The following is a 20,946-nucleotide window of genomic DNA, read 5'->3' on the forward strand; positions in this document are numbered from 1 at the left end:
GAAGCACTGGCTGGCGCGGGCGACATGGACGCGAGGCCGACGCCAATCGCGACCGCTACGGATAGCAGTGTTTTCATTTGATTCCCTAACGTGAGCAGTTCCCCCTGCGCCGTTGATCCTGAATGCGTGGCGCGGAGCTTGTCAATACACGAGGTGACAGGTGTCCCGGGCTTGTCCTTGCGCGTGGTTTGACGCCAAACTTGAACGAATTAAGGTGACGGGGAATGGCGTTGACGATGGTGCGCATGGAGGCGGTAAGCCGGCATTACCGGGTGGGCGGGCAGCTCATCGCGGCACTCGATGGCGTGGGTTTCGGGATTCCCGCCGGCCAGTTCGCCGCCGTCGTCGGGCCGTCCGGCTCGGGCAAGTCCACCCTGCTCAACCTGCTGGGCTGTCTTGATCGTCCCGATCACGGGCGCTACCTGCTCGACGGCGTCGACGTCTCCACCTTCGACGACGAGCGCGCCAGCGATTTCCGCAACCGCCGCATCGGCTTCGTGTTCCAGGCCTTCCACCTGCTGCCGCGGCTCAGCGTGCTGGAAAACACCTTGCTGCCGCGCCGCTTCCTGCGCGGGCCGGACACGGGTCTGGAGGATCGGGCACGTGCGCTGCTCGCCCGCATGGGGCTGGAGCGGCACCTCGCGCATCGGCCGGGCCAGCTTTCCGGCGGCCAGATGCAACGCGTGGCGATTGCCCGCGCGCTGCTGATGCAGCCGGCGCTGCTGCTTGCCGACGAGCCCACCGGCAACCTGGACTCCAAGAGCGCCGCTGGCGTGCTGGAGCTGCTCGGCGAAGTGCATGCGCAGGGCCAGACCATCGTGATGGTGACCCACGACCACGGCATCGCGGCGTGCGCGCAGCGCCAGATCGCCTTGCGCGACGGCAGGATCGAGCATGACTCGGCGGCCTGAGTCCCGCGCGCCGCTGCTGGCGCTGCTGCTCGCGCTGGTGCCGTCCGGTGCCGGCGCCGTGGTGTTCAGCGGCGAAGTGCAGGTGCTGGGATCGCAGGCCATCCTCACCCCGCCGTCGATGAGTTCGCCGGTGGTGCTGCGCTACTACACGGCCGATGGCACGCGGGTGCGGCAGGGCGACGTGCTGCTGCGCATCGATGCCGGCGCTGCCGCAAGCCAACTGCGCAACTTGCAGGCGCAGATCGAACAAGCCAGGGAGAAGGACGCCAAGGATGTCGCCGAGCTGCAGCTCAAGCAGGTCGACGCCGAGATCGCCCAGGCCGATGCGCAGGCCGAACGCGATGGCGCGGCGGTGGATGCGGCCATTCCCAAGGCGCTGCTGCCCGCACTCAATTACGACCGTTACCAGGGCGAGATGCACCGCGCCGAACAGGCGCTGGCGCTGAAGCAGGCGGAAGCCGGGCGTGCCGCCGCTGCCGTGGTTCGTCGCCGCGAGGATGCCGCGCTGGCGTTGCGCAAACAGCAGTTGTCGCTGGGCTTCTACCAGCGGCAGGTCACCCAGGCAGTGGTGCGCGCCGAGCGGGATGGCACCGTGGTGCATGGCTTCGACGAAATGTTCGGCGCCGGCGGCCGCTACGAGGAGGGCTCGTCCAGTTTTCCGGGCTCCCAGGTGGGCGAGCTGGTGGGCGCCAGCCACGGCTTTGGCGTCGAGGCCTGGGTGCTGGCGCCCGATGCCGAGGGCCTGCGCGTGGGCCTGCCGCTGCGCCTGCACTTTGATGCGCTGCCGGGGCATGCTGTCGTCGGTCAGATCCGTTCCATCGCGGCGGCGCCGTCCAGCAAGAGCGCCTGGGGCGATGGCCTGTATACGGAGATCGGCGTGAGCCTGCCGGCCGGCCTCAAACTGCCATTGCTGCAGGGCATGAGCGTGCGCCTGGACAGCGACCTTGCCGACCCGGGCGACCGTACCGCGGCGATACCGGCCACGGATCGCCAGCCGTTGCAGGTGGATGGCGAGGTCTACGCCCGCCGTAGCCTGGCCATTTCGCCGCCGGCCGTGGATGGCCTGTGGCAGCTCGCCATCACCCAGATGGCCGGCGACGGCGCCATGGTCAAGAAGGGCGAGCCGGTGGTGAGCTTCGACACCACTGCGGTGGTGAAGAATCTCACCGCCAAGCAGGGCCAACTCGACGAACAGCGGCGCACGCAAGAGCAGCTGCGGCTGGATCTGGCCGACCGCGCGCGCGAGGCGGAACTGGCCACGGCGCAGGCCAAGGCCGAGCTGGACAAGGCGGCACGCAAGGCCAACCAGCCCAAGGAGTACATCGCGCGGGTGGACTACCGCAAGCTGGTGATCGCGCGCACCAAGGCCGAGCGCCGCTACGCGCTCATGCAGCAGCGCGCCCGCGTAGCCGCCACCGAACGCGCCGCCGAGCAGCACATGACCGATGCCATGGTGGCGCAGCTTGGCGATGAAGTGGCCAAGCTGCAGGTCGCGCTGGCCTCGCTCACCGTGCCCGCGCCGCTCGACGGCATCGTGCTGCACCAGAGCAGTTTCGGCGGCGGCAAGGTGGACGTGGGCGCGCAAATCTGGATGGGACAGTCGGTGGCGCAGATGCCCGACCTGTCGACGCTGGCCGTGCGCGCCACGCTGCCCGAGCGCGACCTCGGCCGGGTGCGGGTCGGCCAGGGCGTGCGCGTGGTCGTGTCCGGCGGCGGCGAGCGCTCGCTGGATGGGCACATCGCCGAGATCGGCAACACCGTGCATAGCCGCTCGCGCGCCGAAGCCGTGCCGGTGGTCGACCTGGTGGTGACGCTGGATGGCGGCGCCAAGGCACTCAAGCCGGGGCAGGCGGTGCAGGTCACCATCCCGGCGGCCAAGGGAGGCGTGCGATGAAACGCTGGCGTGCTTGCCTGCTTGGCCTCCTGCCCTTGCTGGCGGGCTGCCAGCATGCCGCGCCCGACGCCATCGTGCTGGAGCAGGCGCAATCGGGGCCGCTGCGCTTCATCGTGCACGGCGAGGGCGAACTGAAATCCACCCACCCCACGACGTTGGTGGTGCCCGGTACGGGGTGGATCTCGCGCCAGCTGAGCTGGATGCTTCCCGACGGCAGCCGGGTACGCAAGGGCGAACAGGTGGCGCGTTTCTCGGCCGAGCAAAGCAAGCAGGATCTGGCCGAGACGCAGGTCGACATCGCGCGCAACGGGCTGGCCCACGCCGGTAAACAGGCCGAACTGGACGACAAGCGTGGCCAACTGGGCGTCGACCTCACCCAGGTGGAAACCCAGCATGGCATCGCCGAGCGCTACGCCAACGCGCCACTCGAGGCGATGGCGCGCAACGACATCCTCGATGCCGTGCAGGACGCGCGCTATCTCGCGGTGCGCCAGCGCATCCTCGCCTGGCGCGCGCGGCAATCGAGTGCGCGCGGCAAGGCGGAACTGGCCGTGCTCGATGCCCAGCGCAACAACTACCTCACGTTGGAAAAGGAGAAGCAGGCCGATCTCGACGCGCTGGAGTTGCGCGCGCCGCACGATGGCGTGCTGACGCTGGCGCGCAACTGGGATCAGCAGCTGCCGCAGGTCGGCAGCAGCCTGTACGCCGGCAACGATTTCGCCAGCTTGCCCGACCTGGATGCGCTGGAAGTGGAGTTGTACGTGCCGCAGATCGAGGCGCAAGGCGTCCGTGTCGGCGACGCGGTGGAACTGCATCGCTGGGGCATGCCCGCGCAGCAAGTCGCCAGCAAGGTTTCCTGGGTGGCCGCCGCTGCGCAGCCGCGCAGCCAGGGCAACCCGGTGAAATACCTCGCGGTCAAGGCCGTCGTGCCGGCGGCGACGGCGCGCCAGTACGGCTGGGTGCCGGGTCAGCGTTTCGATGCCGACATCGTGCTGCTCGACGCCCGTGGCTACAGCGTGCCCAACCTCGCCTTGGAGCAGGATGGCGCGGCGAGCGTGGTGCGGGTGCTGGCCGACGGCAAGCGCGTGGCGCGCCAGCTCACCCTGGGTGTGCGCGGCGCCAGCCGCACCCAGGTGCTGGCAGGCCTCGAACCGGGCGACCGGGTGCTGCTCGGCGCCAGCGCCGCCAAGGACGCGAAATGATTGCCGCCAGCTGGCGCGAAGCCATCGATGAACTGTCGCGGCGCAAGCTGCGCACCCTGCTCACCCTGCTCGGCATGATCTTCGGCGTGGGCGCCATCGTCGCCATGCAGGGCGTGGGCGAGGGCAGCCGGCGCGAGGCGTTGAAGCTGGTGCAGAGCCTGGGCCTGCACAACCTGATCGTGGAAGCGAAGCCGCCGGAGGGCGATGCGCTGAAGGAAATCCGCCAGCGCAGCCTCGGCCTCACCGTGGCCGACGCGCGCGCCGCGCTGGACGTGGTGCCCGCAGCCGCGCGCTACGCCGCTGAAAAGCGCGTCAAGCACTGGGCCGTGTTCAGCGACGAGGGACGGGCCGCGGCTGAAGTCAGTGGCGTCAGCCCGGACTACTTCGCGCTCGCCTCGCTGCGCGTGGCAGCCGGCCGCGGGCTGGACGCGCACGATGGAGATGCGCTGGCCGCGGTGGCCGTGCTGGGGCATCAGGCCGCGCATGAGCTGTTCCCCGACGGCAAGGCGCTGGGCAAGCTGCTCAAGGTCAACCAGGTCTGGCTGCGCGTGGTCGGTGTGCTGGCCGACCGCGACCTCGGCAAGGACCAGTTCGAGGGCGTGGCGCTGGACGCGGACAGCAACCGTATCTTCGTGCCGCTGGCCAGCGCGCGGGCGCGCTTCCGCTTCGCGCCGATGGCGGACGAGATCGATCGCTTTCTGCTGCAACTCAAGAACCCCGCCGGGCTCACCGCGGGCGCGCGCGTACTCGGCGCCCTGCTCGACCAACGCCATGCCGGCGCCGCCGATTACCGCCTGGTGGTGCCGCAGCAGCTGTACCGGCAGAACCAGCAGACCCAACGCATCTTCAGCATCGTGATGGGCTCCATCGCCGGCGTCAGCCTGCTGGTGGGCGGCATCGGCATCATGAACATCATGCTGGCCAGCGTGCTGGAGCGTCGCCGCGAAATCGGCCTGCTGCGTGCGCTGGGCGCGCGCCGGCAGGACATCGTGCAGCGCTTCCTGCGCGAGGCGCTGGTGATCTGCGTGGTCGGCGCGCTGACCGGGCTGGGCTTCGGCGCCGCGTTGGCCTACGCCATCGCCGCCTTCGCCGGCTGGCATGTGGCCTGGGCGCCACTGGGCGTACTCGCCTCGGTGCTGGCCTGCGTACTGATCGGCCTGGGCTTCAGCATCTACCCCGCGCGCCAGGCCGCCGCGCTCGACCCGATCGCAGCGATCCGCGAGGAGTGAGCCGCCGGGCGCGTGCAGGTTCCAGCTTTCCGCCGGGCGGTCGTCAGGTAGCGGCGCGTGCCCGAACGCATCAACGCCGATCCGGTTGGCTTTCGGCGTAGCGCGAACAGCGCGTTGAAAGCCCTGCACGAGCGCCTGCAGAAGGAAGATACGGGGTTCTTTTCGACGGTGGCCGCGTAGCGGCTGCGATCATCCGCCGCCCGGTGTCTGCAGCTTGTGCCCCGCGTCCAGCAGCGCGATCGCCGCGGCGCCGAGCAGGCCAGGCTCGGGGTGGGTGATGGCCAGCGTCGGCACGCGTTCCATCGTCTCGCGGAAGCGCCCCTTGGCCTCGAAGCGTTCGCGGAAGCCGCCGTGGTGCAGCCACGGCAGCAGGAAGGGCAGCACACCGCCGGTGAGGTAGACGCCATCCCAGCCGCCCAGGCTCAGCACCAGGTCGCCGGCCACGCTGCCGAAGATGCCGGCCAGGGTTTCCAGCGTGCGCACGCACAGCGCATCGCTGCCGGCCTCGGCGCGGGAGGTGATGTCCTCGGGGGTGTATTCCTCGGCGGGCTCGCCGGCGATGTCGGCCAGCGCGAGGTAGAGGTTCACCAGGCCGTTGCCGCAAATCATGCGCTCGTTGGAGACGCGTCCGAAGCGCGCATTGAGCCGATGCAGGATCGCCACGTCCTCGGTGGTGTGCGCGGCGAAGCCGGCGTGGCCGCCTTCGGTTTCCAGCACGATCCACGCCCCGTCGCGCCACAACAGGCCGGCCACGCCAAGGCCGGTGCCCGGGCCCATCACCACGAAGGTCTGCGCGCGTGGCTGGTGCAGGGCCGGCGCTGGCAGACGCCCCACCGGCGCGAGCGCGGCGGTGGCCAGTAGCGGCACCGCCATGCTTTGCGCGGCGAAGTCGTTGACCAGGTGCACGCGCGTCATGCCCAGCTTGGCCTCGAGTGCCTGTGCCGAGATCGCCCACGGATTGTTGGTGACCTGCACCGTCTCGCCGTCGGCGATGCGCCCGGCGGCGGCGATCACCGCGCTGCCGGCGCGTTCACCGGTGTCGGCGAAGTATTGCCGCGCGGCGTCGGCGAGCGAGGGAAAGTCCTTCACCCGGTAACGGCGGATGCTGGCCATGGCGAGCGGCGCGTCCGGGCCATCGCCGGCCAGCGCAAAGCGCACGTTGGTGCCGCCAAGGTCGGCCAGCAGGGTGGAACTGCTTGCGGGGGGCATCGTTGCTGCCTGTCGCCAAAACGCCAAGGGTGCAACGCCGGGCGGGTGCGCGTCCACTGTTTGCATACGTATGGTTCGCCATCGACTGCGGCAAAACGCGCGCTTGGGCCGTGCGGGTGGCCATGCGGCGCTAAAATCGCGAGGCTTCCCATGAGGTTTCGCCATGAGCTTTCCCGCCAGCCGTCCCCGCCGCATGCGTCGCGACGCGTTCTCCCGCGCGCTGATGCGCGAGCACACCCTCTTGCCCAGCGACCTCATCATGGTCGCGTTCGTGATCGAGGGCGAGGGCCGGCGCGAGAGCGTGCCATCGATGCCGGGCGTGGATCGGCTCTCCATCGACGAGCTGGTGAAGCTCGCCGGCGAATGCGTGCGCCTGGGCATCCCCGCGCTGGCGCTGTTTCCCGCACCGGGGCAGGCGGTGAAGAGCGAGGACGCGCGCGAGGCGTGGAACCCGGACAACCTCATGCATCGCGCCACGCGCGCGCTGAAGGCGGCGTACCCCGAGCTCGGCCTGATCGGCGACGTCGCGCTCGACCCCTACACCACCCACGGCCAGGACGGACTGATCGATGCGTCGGGCTACGTGATGAACGAGCCCACCGTGGAAGCGCTGGTGAAGATGTCGCTGGCGCAGGCTGAGGCCGGCATGGACATCGTGGCGCCCTCGGACATGATGGACGGCCGCATCGGCGCGATCCGCGACGCGCTGGAAGATGCCGGCCACATCCACACCCGCATCCTCGCCTACTCGGCGAAATACGCGTCGGCGTTCTATGGCCCGTTCCGCGACGCGGTGGGTTCGTCGGCCAATCTCGGCAAGGGCAACAAGCACACCTACCAGATGGACGTCGCCAACAGCGACGAGGCGCTGCGCGAGGTCGAACTCGACATCGACGAGGGCGCCGACATGGTGATGGTGAAGCCCGGCCTGCCCTACCTCGACGTGCTGCGCCGGGTGAAGGACGCCTTCGGCATGCCCACCTTCGTGTATCAGGTGAGCGGCGAGTACGCGATGCTCAAGGCCGCCGCGCAGAATGGCTGGCTGGACGAAAAAGCCGTGGTGCTCGAAGCCCTCACCGCGATGAAGCGCGCGGGAGCGGATGCCATCCTCAGCTACTACGCGGTGGATGCGGCGCGCTGGCTGCGCGGCGAATAGCAGCAACGCCTGCCCGAAAAACTCCACGACAGCGGCCGCAGCAGGCCCGAGGCGCGGCGCAGGATGGTGCAGGGAGTCGCCTGATTTTCCATCCAGACCGTGCAGCCCCGGCCGCGTGCCAGGGCATAAGGGGCATCATGAAAACGTGGTTCGTGTTTCTCGCGTTGCTGTTCGCGTGCGTGGGCGCGCGTGCCGCGGATACCACCTGGCAACCTTCCGCCGGCCACGTGCAGGTGCCGCTGTGGCCAGGCACGCCGCCGGACATGCAGGCGATGCCGGGGCCGGAGCACGCGGCGTTGCGCACGGAGCACCTGATCGCGGGCAAACCGTGGCTGGAAGTGGCCGACGTGTCGCAACCAACGATGACGGTCTACGCGCCACGGGGAAGGAACACGGGCGCGGCGATGGTGGTGATCCCGGGTGGTGGCTTCGAGGTGCTGGCCATGGATCTGGAGGGCACCGAAATCTGCGACTGGCTCACGTCGCGCGGCATCACCTGCGTGCTGCTGAAGTACCGCGTGCCCGGCGCGCCCTACGACTGGCACTGCAAGTGCCGCCCCGACGACTACGTGGTGCCCACCATGGCGCTGGAGGATGTGCAGCGCACGATGGGGCTGGTGCGCCTGCACGCCAGGGCATGGCGCCTCGATCCGCACAAGGTCGGCGTGGTCGGCTTCTCCGCTGGCGGCTTCCTGGTGGCGGAGATCAGCACGCACTTCGACAAGCGCCTGTACCAGCCGGTGGACGCGGCCGACAAGGAAAGCGCGCGCCCGGATTTCGCGCTGGCGATCTATCCGGGCCACCTCGCGCACGACGACGGCACGCTCAACCGGAACGTGCCGGTCACCCGTGATACGCCACCCACCTTCCTCGTGCAGGCGGAAGACGATTACGTGGATGGCGTGAATCAGTCGCTGGTCTACTACGCCGCGCTGGCGAAGGCGCGCGTGCCGGCGGAGCTGCACATCTACGCGCATGGCGGCCACGCCTTCGGCCTGCGTCCCACTGCGCAGCCGATCACGCACTGGCCGGCGTTGGCCGAGGCGTGGCTGCGCCGTATCGGGATGCTTCCGGGTCAACGCTGAAAATTTCGCGATGCTGCGGCACATGAAGGTGTCGTGCGCGAGCAGGCACGCCAGGGTTGGATCGGCGGCTCGAAAACCGGCAGAAGCCGGCTTTCGGAGTTCCCATCAAGGGCCGCTCAGGCCGAAGGCCTGCCAGACCTTGGTGTCCAGCGTCGCGGCCAGGCGCTCGGCCTCGCGCGAGGGTGTGCCGGCGTGGATCGCCTTCGCCAGCGCCACCAGCGACCGTGCGCTTTCGCCGGCCGGGTCAGGCAGCGGGAAGGCTTCGACGTACTGGGTGATGAAGCGGCGGCGGCCGGCGTAGAGCTTGTTGTTGAAGCGGTGGTCGTAGTAGTGGCCGATGAAGCTGGAGTTGGCCACGGCCAGCGCCAGCCAGAGCAGTTCCTCCTCGCCTTCGTGGTCGGCCTTGATCCAGTAGCACTCGCCGTTCACCACGCTGCCGTCCAGATCCATCCAGCACACCGGTTCGGCGGCGATGTCGGGGAACACCAGTTTGGGATGACGCCAGGCGTCGGGCTGCTGCGGCACCCACAGCTCATACCAGCGGCGGCCGGCCTGGATGAGGTAGTTGCGTGCTTCAAGCTGGGCGCGATGCCGGCGCAGGTAGCGTGCAGCGCGCGGGAAGCATTCGAGCGCCACGGCTTCGCGGCCCTCCGCCGTGGCGACGTGTGGGTAGAGGATTTCGCGCGTCGGTGCCTCGGCGCGGAAACGGCGCGCGACGTGGCGCGTGGTCAGCGGACGCAACAGCTCGGGACGACCGCCTGGCAGCGTGTCCCAGTCGCTGCGCACGAACACCTTGTCGGCGGTGGATTTCACGCCCACGCGCACCTTGCCGATGCGCGCGAAGCTGGCCCAGGTGTGTGCCGCCACGGTGGCCAGCCACTGGTCGGTGTCGGTGGTGGCCACGCGCCATACGCCCTGCGCGTCGTCGCCGTGATCCAGCACACCATGGCGGACGCGGAAGCGTCGGCCATCGGGCACGGCCAGCACCGCGCCATCCGCCGCAGCGAGCGCGGCCAGCGGGTCGCTCGCCGTGCCTTGCGGCGCGTCCGTGCTGGCGTAGAGCGAGGAGAAGGCGGCGGGTGTGGATGCCGGCGCGTCGCCGCAGCCATGCGCCACCAGTACGGCAGGCAGCACGGCGGCGTCGAACAGCTTGCTGTCGCCCAGATCCCAGGCATGCACCAGCCGATAGCGAGCCAGCAGTTCGCGGCGCAGCGTCTGGCCCGACCTGGTGGTCATGAAGCGGTTGGACGCGATGATGCCGGCGCTGCCGTCGGCAGCGAGCACGCCGGCCATCGCGATCAGGAAAGCGTGGTACAGGTCGATGCGCCCGGTCAGGCCGAAGTCGCGCGCCAGTTGGCGTGCGCGTGTCGCGCCGATGACCTGGGTGCGCACGTAGGGCGGGTTGGCGATCACCAGGTGCCAGCGGTGTGCGGGCGCGTCGAGCTGGTCGCCGTGCTCGCGCTGGCGCAGCGCGTGGTCGAGGAAGTTGCGTGCTTCAAGCCGGCAGGCGAGCTTGGGAAAGACGTTGGCGAGACGTTGCCGCGCGATGGCGAGCGCGGCTTCGTCGGTGTCGAAGCCGGTCACTTCGAGCCGCGCGTGCACGCGGGCTGGCAGTTGCGCGATGAGTGCGGCGAGCAGTGCGCCGTCGCCTGCCGCCGGGTCGAGGATGCGGATGGCGCCGTGTGCGGGCAAGGTGGCGGCGTGCAGCAGCTGGCGCGCCACGAAGTCGGCCAGCGCGGGCGGCGTATAGGTCGCGCCGCTGGCCTTGCGGGTGGTGCTGCGGCTGTAGCGGCGTGCGTGCTGTGGCGTGTCGTGGTTCATCGCGTGCGGTGTCGGCGCGCACGCTTCGGCGCGGCCAGCGTGGTCTGGAATGGATTCCCGGTCAGCTCTGGGCGGCGGCGCCCGGCGATCCTGCGACGAGTCGCGCGCGATGCCCTTGTGCGCATCGTCGATAGGCCATGCGACATGATGCCGGGTCATTCTGGCATCTCCGCGGGCAGGCGTCTGCAGGTGCCCCGGCGGATGTCGGCGCATCGATGGCGTGACACGGCTAACATCGCTCGAGGGAGGCTGCATGAACGAACAACTGCTGTTCAACCTGGTCGATCTGGCGGGGACCTTTGCGTTTGCCATCAGCGGCGCCACGGCGGCGCGGCGCTGCAACCTCGACCTGTTCGGCATCCTGATGATCGCCTATGTCACCGCCTGCGGCGGCGGCATTGCCCGCGACCTGTGCATCGGCGCGATCCCGCCGGCCGGACTGGCCGATTGGCGTTACCTTGTCACCGCCGTGGTCGCCGCGCTGGTCACCGTCGTGGCCTATCGGCAGGTGGAGCGGCTCACTTATCCGGTGCGCCTGTTCGATGCGATGGGGCTGGGCCTGTTCGCGGTGTACGGCGCGCACAAGGCGCTGCTTTACACGCATAACGCCGAGGTGGCGATCATTCTCGGCATGCTTACCGCCATCGGCGGCGGGCTGGCGCGCGACATGCTGCTGGCGCGCGTTTCCATCGTGCTGCAGAAGGAGATCTACGCCTCTGCCGCCTTCCTCGGCGCTGCGTTGGCGGTGTGGGGCGAGCGCGCCGGCTGGCCTGCGCTGTGGGCTACCTGGCTGCCGATCGCGCTGTGCTTCGCGTTGCGCTTCGTGTCGCTGCGCCGTGGCTGGAACCTGCCGCGTTTTGGACGCAGGGTTTAGGCAAGAGAAAGGGGCTCGATGAGCCCCTTTCCTGTGGCGGGATGTTGCCGGCAAGCGTCAGCCGATCTCGCTGGCCCAGGCCTCCATGCCGCCTTGCACGCTGTGCACCTGGCTGAAGCCGTGGGCGGCGAAGCGCTTGGCCACGTCCACGCTGGTGATCCCGTGCTGGCAGATGAAGGCGAGCGCGGTGTCCTTGGGCAGCTTGCCGATGGCGTCGAAGCCTTCGTCGTCCAGGATGCGCGCCTGCGGCAGTGCGGCCAGCTGGCTGCGTACGTGGGCCGGGCGCACGTCGACGAGGGTGACGTCGCCGGCGGCGAGGCGCTGCTGCAAGGCCTGCACGGTGAGCGTCTTGATGTCGTGCGCGCCGGGGAACTTCAGGCTCAGGCCTTCGCCCTGCGCGGTGGACACCCAGTCGATCACGATGCCGTTGGCGCGCTGGGCGCTGGCGGGGTCGAAGTGCACTTGCAGGCCGTTGGCGGTCGCCACGATGTCGTGCTCGCCGCCGGGGGCGAGCTGGAAGCCGGCGCTGTGGTCAGGGCCGATTTCCAGATGCAGGGCAAGCTCGCCGGCGTTGGCGGTGCCTTCGCGGATGGCCTTGGCGGCGGCATCGGTGATGGTGATTTCCGGCGCCGTGCGATCCGGCGCGGCCAGGCCGAACAGGCCGTGCAGCTCGCCTGAGCCGTACATCTGGCGAATGATGTCGGCGCCGCCGACCAGCTCGCCGCCCACGTAGAGCTGCGGGATGGTGGGCCAGTCGCCGAAGAGCTTGATGCCCTCGCGGATCTCCGGGTCTTCCAGCACGTTCACCGTGTGGTACTCGGGCAGCACGTCGTTGAGCGTATTGGCGGCGGCGGCGGAGAAGCCGCAGGCTGGCGCGAAACGCGTGCCCTTCATGAACAGCACCACGGGGTGTGCCTTGAGCAGGGTTTCGATGCGTTCGCGGGTGGCGGGTTCGAGAGACATGGGGCGGGTTTCCGTTGGGGCATTCAGACGGCATATGGTAACGCGCATGCGCGGCAGCGGCTCGCTTTTGACAGATGACCATGGGTCATTTATAAATGACCCATGGTCAACAAAGTAGGAAATCCCCTGGGTCGCGGTCGGCGCGCGGTCGATGCCGAACTGAAAGCGCGCCGTCGCCGCGATCTGCTTGCCGCGGCCTTGCGCCTGTTCGAGCGGCAGCCCTACGAGGCGATCACGATGAGCGCGGTGGCCGCCGCCGCCGGTGTGGCCAAGGGCACCACTTACCTCTACTTCCCCACCCGCGAGGCGTTGTTCCTGGCCCTGCTGGCCGAGCACTACGCGGCCTGGTTCGACGCACTGGATGCGCGCCTTGTCGAGGGCGCCGCCGCGCCGGTGGCCTGGGCCGGCTGGGCGGCCGAGACGCTGGCCGCGCGGCCGCTGTTCCTGCGCCTGGGCGGCCTGCTGCACGTGGTGCTGGAGGCAAACGTGCCGCTCGCCGAGGTGCTGGCCTTCAAGCGCACGCTGGCCGCGCGGGTGGAGCGCAGCGGCGCCGCGCTGGAGCGCACGCTGAAGCTGTCGGCCGGGCAGGGGGCGCGGTTGCTGCTGTGGCTGCAGGCCGTGGTGCCGAGTCTGGCGCAGATGGCTGCACCGCCGCCGGCGCTGCGCCAGGCGCTGTGCGAGGACGCGGTGCTGGCGGCGTTCCAGCTCGACTTTTCCACCGAATTGCGCGCCCTGCTGCTGGCCTGGCTGCAGGGCCTTGCACCCACAAAGGAGATCAAGCGATGAACGCATCACTCAAGGGCCGCACCGCGCTGGTGACCGGTGCCTCCAGCGGACTGGGCGTGGAGCTTGCCCGGGAGCTGGCGCGCCGTGGCGCCGACCTCGTGCTGGTGGCGCGCAGCCAGGCGCCGATGCAGGCGCTGGCGCAGGAGTTGCGCACCAGCGGCCGCCAGGTGCGAGTCTGGCCCTGCGACCTTGCCGATGCCGGCGCGCGCGCGGCGTTGGTGGCCGGCCTGGCCGCCGAGGGCATCGCCATCGACGTGCTGGCGAACAACGCCGGGCTGGGCGTATTCGGCCACTTTGCCGAGGCGGACTGGCAGCGGCTGGACGGCATGCTGGTGGTGGATGTCGTGGCGCTCACGCATCTCACTCATCTGGTGCTGCCGGCGATGCGCGCGCGTGGCTACGGCTACGTGCTGCAGGTGGCCTCCACCGGCGCGTTCCAGCCCACCCCGCACTACGCGGCCTATGCGGCGGCGAAGAGCTATGTGCTCGCTTTCGGCTACGCGCTGGATGCCGAGCTGCGTGGCAGCGGCGTGCGCTGCACCGTGCTGTCGCCGGGCGTGACCGCCACCGGCTTCTTCGCGGTGTCCGGGCAAACCGCCACCTGGTATCAGCGGCTCACCCAGATGTCGGCCGCCGCCGTGGCGCGACAGGGCGTGGCGGCGATGCTGCGCGGCCGTGGCGGCGTGATCGCCGGCTGGTTCAATGCGCTGATGGCGCAGGGCACGCGCTTCATGCCGCGCCGGCTTGCCACGGCCGTGGCGGGGCGGTTGATGCGCAATTAAGGGTCGGGGCCAACCCTGCGAGGGTTGGCCGTCGCGCGCGGCTCAGTGGCGGAAGTGCCGCATGCCGGTGAACACCATGGCGATGCCGTGCTCGTCGGCGGCGGCGATCACCTCGGCGTCGCGTATCGAGCCGCCGGGCTGGATCACCGCGGCGATGCCCGCTTCGGCGGCGGCGTCGATGCCGTCGCGGAACGGGAAGAAGGCGTCCGAGGCCATCACCGAGCCGCGCACTTCGAGCTTCTCGTCGGCCGCCTTGATGCCGGCGATCTTCGCGCTGTAGACGCGGCTCATCTGGCCGGCGCCCACACCGATGGTCTGGCGGTTCTTGGCGTAGACGATGGCGTTGGACTTGACGAACTTGGCCACCTTCCACGCGAAGATCAGGTCGTCGATCTGCGCGGGCGTGGGCGCCAGCTTGGTGACCACCTTCAGGTCGGCGGCGGTGACCATGCCGGTGTCGGCAGTCTGGATCAAGAGGCCCGAGCCCACGCGCTTGACGTTGTTGCCGGGGTGCGCGGCGGCCAGGCCACCGTGTTCGAGGTCGGCGCCGGCGGGCGGCGGGATCACGAGCACGCGCACGTTGCCCTTCTTCTTGAACGCCTCCAGCGCGGCCGGCTCGTAGCCCGGCGCCAGCACCACTTCCACGAACTGGCGCGCCACGATGGCGGCCGCGGTGGCGCCGTCGAGCACGCGGTTGAAGGCGATGATGCCGCCGAAGGCCGAGGTGGGATCGGTCTGCCAGGCGAGGTCGTAGGCCTTGCCGGTGCCGTCCAGGCTCACCGCCACGCCGCAGGGGTTGGCGTGCTTGACGATCACGCAGGCGGGCTTGTGGAAGCTGCGCACGCACTCCCACGCCGCGTCGGCGTCGGCGATGTTGTTGAAGGAGAGTTCCTTGCCCTGCAATTGCTCGAAGGTGGCCAGCGTGCCGGGCGCGGGATACAGGTCGCGGTAGAACGCGGCGCTCTGGTGCGGGTTCTCGCCGTAGCGCAGATCCATCACCTTCTCGAAGCGGCCATTGGCCTGCGCGGGGAAGGCGTCATGGCCGGTGATGGCTTCGTGCGCCTCGTCGAGCTGCAGGCCCGAGAGGTAATCGCTGATCGCGCCGCCGTAGTTGGCCACGCGGTTGAACGCGGTCACGGCGAGCTTGAAGCGCGTGGCGCGCGACAGGCCGCCGGCGCTTTCGATCTCGGCCAGCACGGCTTCGTACTGGTCGGGCGCGGTGACCACGCCCACGTCGTTCCAGTTCTTGGCTGCCGAACGCAGCATCGCCGGGCCGCCGATGTCGATGTTCTCGATGGCGTCTTCCAGCGTGCAGCCGGGCTTGGCCACGGTGGCCTCGAACGGGTAGAGGTTCAGCACCAGCAGGTCGATGAGTGCGATGCCCAGTTCGGCCATCACCGCGTCGTCCACGCCACGCCGGCCGAGCAGGCCGCCGTGCACCTTGGGGTGCAGGGTCTTGACGCGGCCGTCCATGATCTCGGGAAAGCCGGTGAGCTCGCTGACATCCTGTACCGCGATGCCGGCCTCGCGCAGCGCGCGCGCCGAGCCGCCGGTGGAGAGCAGTGCCACGCCCCTGGCGGCGAGCCGGCGGCCGAGTTCGATCAGGCCGGTCTTGTCGGAAACGCTGACCAGGGCGCGGCGGACGGGAACGACGGCGGGGGCGGACATGGCGGTTTCCAGGCGGGAAAGCCGGCAATTATAGCGGAATTGCGCCAAGTCCGTCGTTTGGACGGCCAAACGACGACGTGCCTGCGGCCGGCCTCAAAGCAGTCCGTGCACCGCCAGCTTCTTGCGCAGCGTGGCGCGGTTGATGCCCAGCGCGGCGGCGGCGCGGCTCTGGTTGCCGTCGTGGTAGGCCAGCACTTCGCGCAAGAGCGGGCCTTCCACCTCGTGGATCACCAGCGCGTGCAGGCCTTCGCCGCTGTCCGCGTCACCGAGGTCGGCGAGATAGCGGCGCACGGTGCGGGCCACGCACTCGCCTAGCGCACTCTGCGAAGCGCCCGGACGGGTGGCTTCGGTGGCTGGCAATCTCACGACGTTCACAGGCATTCCCTCGGTACGGCAGGCGCGGCTGCTTGGGCCGCGGTTTCTGATGATGCCCGGCGACCACGGCCTTGAAGCGCAGCCTTTGCGGGTTGCGTGACGATGGCGCTGGGAGTGGGTGAGTCTACCCGGGGCGACGGGGAAATTTAAGTGCTGTGTCGTCACCGGCCGGCGCGAGAAGGTGGAACGCTGCGCCAGGGTGTGCCGCCAGGCGGCTCTACTGGAAAGCGAATTCGTAGGCCACGGCTTGCTTGCCCGGGTCTTCGACTTCCAGCAGCAAGGCGGTGGTGGCGCCGGGGGCGAGGCCGCGTTGCAGGATGGTGTCGTCGTCGAGGTAATCGGTGGGCGACAGGCGGCGCATCGCCACCTTGCGGCCCTGTGCGTCTTCCAGGCTGACCACGACGGTCGGCCACGGTTGGGCGAAGCGGGCGTCGTTGCGCAGGCTGAGGCTGATCATCAGCGCGTGGGCGGCGTTGGGATGGGTTTCGACATTGCTGGCCAGCAGGTGCAATTGGCGCGGCGCAGCGACCAGCGGCAGGCGGCAGGCGACCGTGGCGCAGAGACCGCGCAGCCAACTGCCGGTGAGCGGGTTGCGGATCAGGCCGTCGCGCCCCACCCAGCCCAACTGCGCGGCGAGCAGCAACACCAGCACCGCGCAGGTCGCTGCCCACGGCCAGCGGCGTGCGCCGCGCCTGGCACGGCGGGTGCGCGGCGGCTTGTGCGCGCGGCGCGCCTTGGCGAAGTGCGGCGCGAAGGTCAGCGTCGAGAAGTCTTCCGACGCCGATGGCGTGGCGGGCGTGTTCGGGCTGGTTTCGGCGACCACGGGCGGCGTGGGTTCGGGTGGGCGCGGGCGATACACCACCAGATCAACGCAGGGCGGAGCGAGCGCCTGGGTGTTCAAGGGCAGCCCGTGGATGAGCCTGGACGGCAGTTGATCGGTCAGCGTGGCGAGGCTGTCGAAGTGGGCGCCGCAGTGCCCGCACTCCACGTAGCCATGCGCCTGCACCAGCGCTTGCGCGCCGAGCGAAAACACCGAGAGGCATTCAGGACATTGCGTGTACATGCGAACGGGGATGGGAAAATGGCCGCCAGCTTAGCAAACGGCCATCGCCCAGAGCCTGTGGGGATTTCCGCTTCCTGCGGAAATCCTCATCGGCGCGTCCGGCGCATGTCCGGACGCCGCTCCGAGGATCAGTCGCTTGCGCGCCCGATCCTCGTCCGGCTCTCCATGGCCGGGCTTCGAGGCTGAAAAAATCACAGCCGCTCAGCCATGGCGGCGCCCGCTGATGCGCACCCAGCCGTCCCGCTTGTCCACGCGAAGCTGGTCGAACCACGCGGCATAGCGCGCGAGCAGTTCCTCCTGCTGGCCGTCCAGGATGCCGGAGATGGCGAACGGCGCGCCGGGTTTGGCGGCGCGCGCGAAGGCGGGTGCGAGCTCGCCCAGCGGGCCGGCGAGGATGTTGGCCACGAAGACGTCGGCGGTGGCTGGCGGTGCGTCGTCGGGCAGGTAGGCCGCCAGTTGCGTGGCCACGCCGTTGCGCTGGGCGTTGTCGTGCGTGGCGATGAGCGCCTGCGGATCGTTGTCCACGCCGATCGCGCTGGCCGCGCCCAGCTTGAGCGCCGCGATGGCGAGGATGCCCGAGCCGCAACCGTAATCGGTGACCGACTTGCCGGCGAGCTCGAGGCTGTCCAGCCAGTCCAGGCACAGCGCGGTGGTGGGGTGAGTGCCGCTGCCGAAGGCGAGGCCGGGGTCGAGGCGCACCACCACGGCGGCGTCGTCGGCCGGCGGCTCGATGTTCCACGGATAGATCCACAACCGCTGGCCGAAGTGCATCGGCTGGTACTGATCCATCCACACACGCTCCCAGTCCTGATCCGCCACCTCGCGGAAATCCAGTTGGTCGGGCGTCAGCCACGGCAGCAACCCGCCGAGCGCGGCGGCGAGGCCGCGGCGGTCGGTGTGCGCGTCGAACAGCGCGTTCAGCGTGATCGTGGGCCACAGCGGCAGCTCGCCCACGCCAGGCTCGAAGATCGCCTGCTCGTCCGGCGTCTCCGCATCGGCATCGCGCAGCGTGACCGCGAGTGCGCCGAGATCCTCCAGCGCTGCTTCCACGCGGGGCTGCTGTTCGAGGCGGGTGGTGAGGGAGAGTTCGAGGAAGGGCATGGTGGAGTTCACTCCCTCCCCCTTTTAGGGGAGAGGGCTGGGGTGAGGGGCTGCGCTCACGGAGAAGTGGGTTCGGGCGAGCTTCGATCAGGATTCTCGCGAGCCCCGACCCCTCATCTCAATCCTCTTCCTCGCTCCTCAGGGCAGGGCCATCCATGACCCTTCCCTGCATCCCGGAGGGGAGAGGAGGCAAACGCAAGAGGCGCGCTGTTTATGTTGAAGCGGGCGTGGCTTTTTCCTTCTGCTCCGCGATGCGTTTTTCCAGGTAGTGGATGTTCTGCCCACCATGCTGGAAGCCCACGTCGGCCATGATCCGCTGCTGCAGCGGGATGTTGCACTTGACGCCTTCGATCACTGTTTCGGCGAGCGCCAGCTGCATGCGGGCGATGGCGGTCTTGCGATCCGGGCCGTGCACGATCAGCTTGCCGATCATCGAGTCGTAGTTCGGCGGGATCTTGTAGCCGTCGTAGAGGTGGGTATCCACGCGCACGCCGGGGCCGCCGGGCGCCTCGAAGCGCTTCACCGTGCCGGGGCAGGGCATGAAGGTGTCCGGATCCTCGGCGTTGATGCGGCATTCGATGGCATGGCCGGTGATCTTGACGTCCTCCTGCCGGATCGACAGCGGCTGGCCGCCGGCGATCAGCAGTTGCTCGCGCACCAGATCCACGCCGGTGATGAATTCGGTCACCGGGTGCTCGACCTGGATGCGCGTGTTCATCTCGATGAAGTAGAAGCGGCCGTCCTCGAACAGGAACTCGAAGGTGCCGGCGCCGCGGTAGTTGATGCGCAGGCAGGCATCGACGCAGACCTTGCCGATCTGCGCACGCAACTCGGGCGTGATGCCGGGCGCGGGAGCCTCTTCCACCACCTTCTGGTGGCGACGCTGCATGGAGCAGTCGCGCTCGCCGAGATAGATGGCGTGGCCCTGGCCGTCGGCCAGCACCTGGATTTCCACGTGGCGCGGGTTCTCCAGGAATTTCTCCATGTAGACCATGTCGTTGCCGAAGGCTGCCTTGGCCTCCTGCTTGGTCATCACGATGGAGTTGCCCAGATGCGCCTCGGTGCGCACCACGCGCATGCCGCGCCCGCCGCCGCCACCGGCCGCCTTGATGATGACGGGGTAGCCGATCTCACGCGCGATGCGCATGTTCTCCTCGATGTCCTCGCCCAGCGGGCCGCCGGAGCCGGGTACGCACGGCACGCCGGCGGCCTTCATGGCCCGGATGGCCTCGACCTTGTCGCCCATCAGGCGGATCACGTCGGCGGTCGGCCCGATGAAGATGAAGCCGGATTGTTCCACCTGCTCGGCAAAATCCGCGCGCTCGGAGAGGAAGCCGTAGCCGGGATGGATGGCCTGGGCGTCGGTGATCTCCGCCGCCGCGATGATGCGCGGGATGTTGAGATAGCTCTCCGCCGACGGTGCCGGGCCGATGCAGATGGCTTCGTCGGCGAGGCCCACGTGTTTGGAGTTGCGGTCGGCGGTGGAGTGCACCGCCACGGTGCGGATGCCCAGACTCTGGCAGGCGCGCAGCACGCGCAGGGCGATTTCGCCGCGGTTGGCGATGAGGACTTTTTCTAGCATGGAAGGCTCCGGGAGCCGGGGCTCGGGACGCGGGACTCGGGACTCGGCGGAGCAGGAGCGCGATGCGCAGCCCCTGCTTTGCCGAGGCCTGAGGCCTGCGTCCCGCGTCCCGCAGGATTACGCAATGACGAACATCGGCTGGTCGAATTCCACCGGCTGGCTGTTCTCGATCAGGATTGCCTTGACCGTGCCGGCGATCTCGGCCTCGATCTGGTTGAACATCTTCATCGCCTCGATGATGCCCAGCGTGTCGCCCACCTTGACCTGCTGGCCCACCTTCACCAGCGCCGGAGCGCCGGGGGTGGCGGCGGCGTAGAAAGTGCCCACCATCGGCGCCTTCACCACGGTGCCGGCCGGCAGGGCATCGGCGGCGGGAGCGGCGACCGCTGCCGCAGGTGCGGCGACGGCCGGCGCCGCGGCGGGGGCGGGAGCCATCATGACCGGGGCGGGCGCGGCGGCGACCACGCCGCTCTTGGGCACGCGCGACAGGCGCACTACTTCCTCGCCCTCCTTGATTTCCAGTTCGGCGAGGTTGGATTCCTCGAGCAGGTCGATCAGCTTCTTGATCTTGCGCAGATCCATGGGATGGCCTTCATGACGTGACGTCGCCCCGAGCGACGGGAAAGGGAAAAAAGGGTGGGGTCAGCCGCGCGCCAGTCGGGCGAGCGCGGCGTCCAGCGCCAGGCGGTAGCTGTCTGCGCCGAAGCCGCAGATCACGCCCACCGCGATGGCGGACAGGTACGAGTGATGCCGGAATGCTTCGCGGGCGTGCACGTTGGACAGGTGCACCTCGATGAAGGGCACGGCCGCCGCCGCGAACGCATCGCGCAGCGCGAGGCTGGTGTGGGTGAACGCGCCGGCATTGCACAGGATCATCGCGACCTGCTCGTCGCGCGCAGCGTGCACGCGCTCGATCAGCGCGTGCTCGGCGTTGGACTGGAAGCAGGCGAGCGCATGCCCGGCCGCCTTGGCCTGGGCGATCAGCCGGGCGTCGATGTCAGCCAGCGTGTCGTGGCCGTAGACGCCCGGTTCGCGGCTGCCCAGCAAGTTGAGGTTGGGCCCATGCAGGACCAGGATCTTCGCCACACCATACTCTTGACGGCGTCCGGTAGCCCCGGAACGGGCGCAGTGTGCGCGCAGTTCCGAATGTTGTCCAGTTCGGCGCTGTTCGGCGATGTTCAACGGAGAAGCGAGTCACTCTCCGTGCGCTGGCGTATGCGATGCTTTTGCGATCGCCCCCGGTCG

20 protein-coding genes are annotated in these 20,946 nt (G+C 69.3%); 10 read left to right on the forward strand and 10 right to left on the reverse strand.

Features of this window, described 5'->3' with window-relative positions; genetic code table 11:
* Positions 1–224: 224 nt before the first annotated feature.
* From AC3WQA_RS12505 to AC3WQA_RS12525, 5 genes are read left to right on the forward strand one after another with little or no spacing between them, the layout of a single operon-like run.
* The gene (locus tag AC3WQA_RS12505; RefSeq protein WP_492675367.1) at positions 225–911 is read left to right on the forward strand and encodes an ABC transporter ATP-binding protein; all 687 of its coding nucleotides are present in this window, start codon (positions 225–227) and stop codon (positions 909–911) included.
* The gene (locus tag AC3WQA_RS12510) at positions 895–2,805 is read left to right on the forward strand and encodes an HlyD family secretion protein (protein ID WP_492675368.1); all 1,911 of its coding nucleotides are present in this window, start codon (positions 895–897) and stop codon (positions 2,803–2,805) included. Before AC3WQA_RS12505 ends, AC3WQA_RS12510 begins: the two co-directional genes overlap by 17 nt.
* Positions 2,802–4,007, forward strand: a complete 1,206-nt coding sequence (locus tag AC3WQA_RS12515) for an efflux RND transporter periplasmic adaptor subunit (protein WP_492675369.1) — start codon at positions 2,802–2,804, stop codon at positions 4,005–4,007. Before AC3WQA_RS12510 ends, AC3WQA_RS12515 begins: the two co-directional genes overlap by 4 nt.
* Positions 4,004–5,236 carry an ABC transporter permease gene (locus AC3WQA_RS12520; protein WP_492675370.1) on the forward strand — a complete coding sequence of 411 codons (1,233 nt, stop codon included), beginning with the start codon at positions 4,004–4,006 and terminating at the stop codon, positions 5,234–5,236. Before AC3WQA_RS12515 ends, AC3WQA_RS12520 begins: the two co-directional genes overlap by 4 nt.
* A 57-nt stretch (positions 5,237–5,293) precedes the next feature.
* The gene (locus AC3WQA_RS12525; RefSeq protein ID WP_492675371.1) at positions 5,294–5,416 is read left to right on the forward strand and encodes a hypothetical protein; all 123 of its coding nucleotides are present in this window, start codon (positions 5,294–5,296) and stop codon (positions 5,414–5,416) included.
* A gap of 9 nt (positions 5,417–5,425) precedes the next feature.
* Here the strand turns inward: AC3WQA_RS12525 and glk are convergent, their stop codons facing one another.
* The gene (glk, locus tag AC3WQA_RS12530; protein ID WP_492675372.1) at positions 5,426–6,445 is read right to left on the reverse strand and encodes a glucokinase; all 1,020 of its coding nucleotides are present in this window, start codon (positions 6,443–6,445) and stop codon (positions 5,426–5,428) included.
* Positions 6,446–6,608: 163 nt separating this feature from the next.
* On the opposite strand from glk, the gene hemB reads away from it, so the two are divergent.
* Both hemB and AC3WQA_RS12540 read left to right on the forward strand, forming a co-directional pair.
* The gene (gene hemB, locus AC3WQA_RS12535; protein WP_492675373.1) at positions 6,609–7,601 is read left to right on the forward strand and encodes a porphobilinogen synthase; all 993 of its coding nucleotides are present in this window, start codon (positions 6,609–6,611) and stop codon (positions 7,599–7,601) included.
* Between the two features lie 137 nt (positions 7,602–7,738).
* Positions 7,739–8,686 (forward strand): alpha/beta hydrolase, encoded by a 948-nt coding sequence (locus AC3WQA_RS12540; protein ID WP_492675374.1) that lies wholly within the window; start codon positions 7,739–7,741, stop codon positions 8,684–8,686.
* A gap of 105 nt (positions 8,687–8,791) precedes the next feature.
* Here AC3WQA_RS12540 and AC3WQA_RS12545 read toward each other — a convergent pair whose 3' ends face one another.
* A complete protein-coding gene (locus AC3WQA_RS12545) occupies positions 8,792–10,507 on the reverse strand; it encodes an Eco57I restriction-modification methylase domain-containing protein (protein WP_492675375.1) in 1,716 nt (571 codons plus the stop codon).
* 253 nt (positions 10,508–10,760) lie between these two features.
* Between AC3WQA_RS12545 and AC3WQA_RS12550 the strand changes: the two genes are divergently transcribed.
* On the forward strand, positions 10,761–11,381 hold the full coding sequence (locus AC3WQA_RS12550; RefSeq protein ID WP_492675376.1) for a trimeric intracellular cation channel family protein: 621 nt from the start codon (positions 10,761–10,763) through the stop codon (positions 11,379–11,381).
* A gap of 57 nt (positions 11,382–11,438) precedes the next feature.
* Here AC3WQA_RS12550 and grxD read toward each other — a convergent pair whose 3' ends face one another.
* Entirely contained in the window at positions 11,439–12,344 is a 906-nt protein-coding gene (gene grxD, locus AC3WQA_RS12555; protein ID WP_492675377.1) for a Grx4 family monothiol glutaredoxin, read from the reverse strand.
* A 102-nt stretch (positions 12,345–12,446) separates the two neighbouring features.
* On the opposite strand from grxD, the gene AC3WQA_RS12560 reads away from it, so the two are divergent.
* Both AC3WQA_RS12560 and AC3WQA_RS12565 read left to right on the forward strand, forming a co-directional pair.
* Positions 12,447–13,130 carry a TetR/AcrR family transcriptional regulator gene (locus AC3WQA_RS12560; protein ID WP_492675378.1) on the forward strand — a complete coding sequence of 228 codons (684 nt, stop codon included), beginning with the start codon at positions 12,447–12,449 and terminating at the stop codon, positions 13,128–13,130.
* Positions 13,127–13,912, forward strand: coding sequence for an SDR family NAD(P)-dependent oxidoreductase (locus AC3WQA_RS12565; RefSeq protein WP_492675379.1), 786 nt, complete (start codon positions 13,127–13,129; stop codon positions 13,910–13,912). Before AC3WQA_RS12560 ends, AC3WQA_RS12565 begins: the two co-directional genes overlap by 4 nt.
* Positions 13,913–13,954: 42 nt before the next feature.
* Here AC3WQA_RS12565 and purH read toward each other — a convergent pair whose 3' ends face one another.
* The 7 genes from purH to aroQ all read right to left on the reverse strand — a co-directional run bounded on the left by purH (position 13,955) and on the right by aroQ (position 20,787).
* Entirely contained in the window at positions 13,955–15,580 is a 1,626-nt protein-coding gene (gene purH / locus AC3WQA_RS12570; RefSeq protein WP_492675380.1) for a bifunctional phosphoribosylaminoimidazolecarboxamide formyltransferase/IMP cyclohydrolase, read from the reverse strand.
* Between the two features lie 93 nt (positions 15,581–15,673).
* Positions 15,674–15,961, reverse strand: a complete 288-nt coding sequence (locus AC3WQA_RS12575; protein WP_492675381.1) for a helix-turn-helix domain-containing protein — start codon at positions 15,959–15,961, stop codon at positions 15,674–15,676.
* Between the two features lie 211 nt (positions 15,962–16,172).
* Positions 16,173–17,018: a zinc-ribbon and DUF3426 domain-containing protein gene (locus AC3WQA_RS12580; protein WP_492675382.1), complete on the reverse strand. Its 846-nt coding sequence runs from the start codon at positions 17,016–17,018 to the stop codon at positions 16,173–16,175.
* A gap of 201 nt (positions 17,019–17,219) precedes the next feature.
* On the reverse strand, positions 17,220–18,119 hold the full coding sequence (gene prmA, locus AC3WQA_RS12585; RefSeq protein ID WP_492676360.1) for a 50S ribosomal protein L11 methyltransferase: 900 nt from the start codon (positions 18,117–18,119) through the stop codon (positions 17,220–17,222).
* 211 nt (positions 18,120–18,330) lie between these two features.
* Positions 18,331–19,701, reverse strand: coding sequence for an acetyl-CoA carboxylase biotin carboxylase subunit (gene accC, locus AC3WQA_RS12590; protein WP_492675383.1), 1,371 nt, complete (start codon positions 19,699–19,701; stop codon positions 18,331–18,333).
* Positions 19,702–19,818: 117 nt separating this feature from the next.
* A complete protein-coding gene (gene accB, locus AC3WQA_RS12595) occupies positions 19,819–20,283 on the reverse strand; it encodes an acetyl-CoA carboxylase biotin carboxyl carrier protein (protein ID WP_492675384.1) in 465 nt (154 codons plus the stop codon).
* A 60-nt stretch (positions 20,284–20,343) separates the two neighbouring features.
* A complete protein-coding gene (gene aroQ / locus AC3WQA_RS12600; protein WP_492675385.1) occupies positions 20,344–20,787 on the reverse strand; it encodes a type II 3-dehydroquinate dehydratase in 444 nt (147 codons plus the stop codon).
* Positions 20,788–20,946 lie beyond the last annotated feature (159 nt).

The organism is Rhodanobacter sp. FW106-PBR-R2A-2-24, from assembly GCF_058789615.1.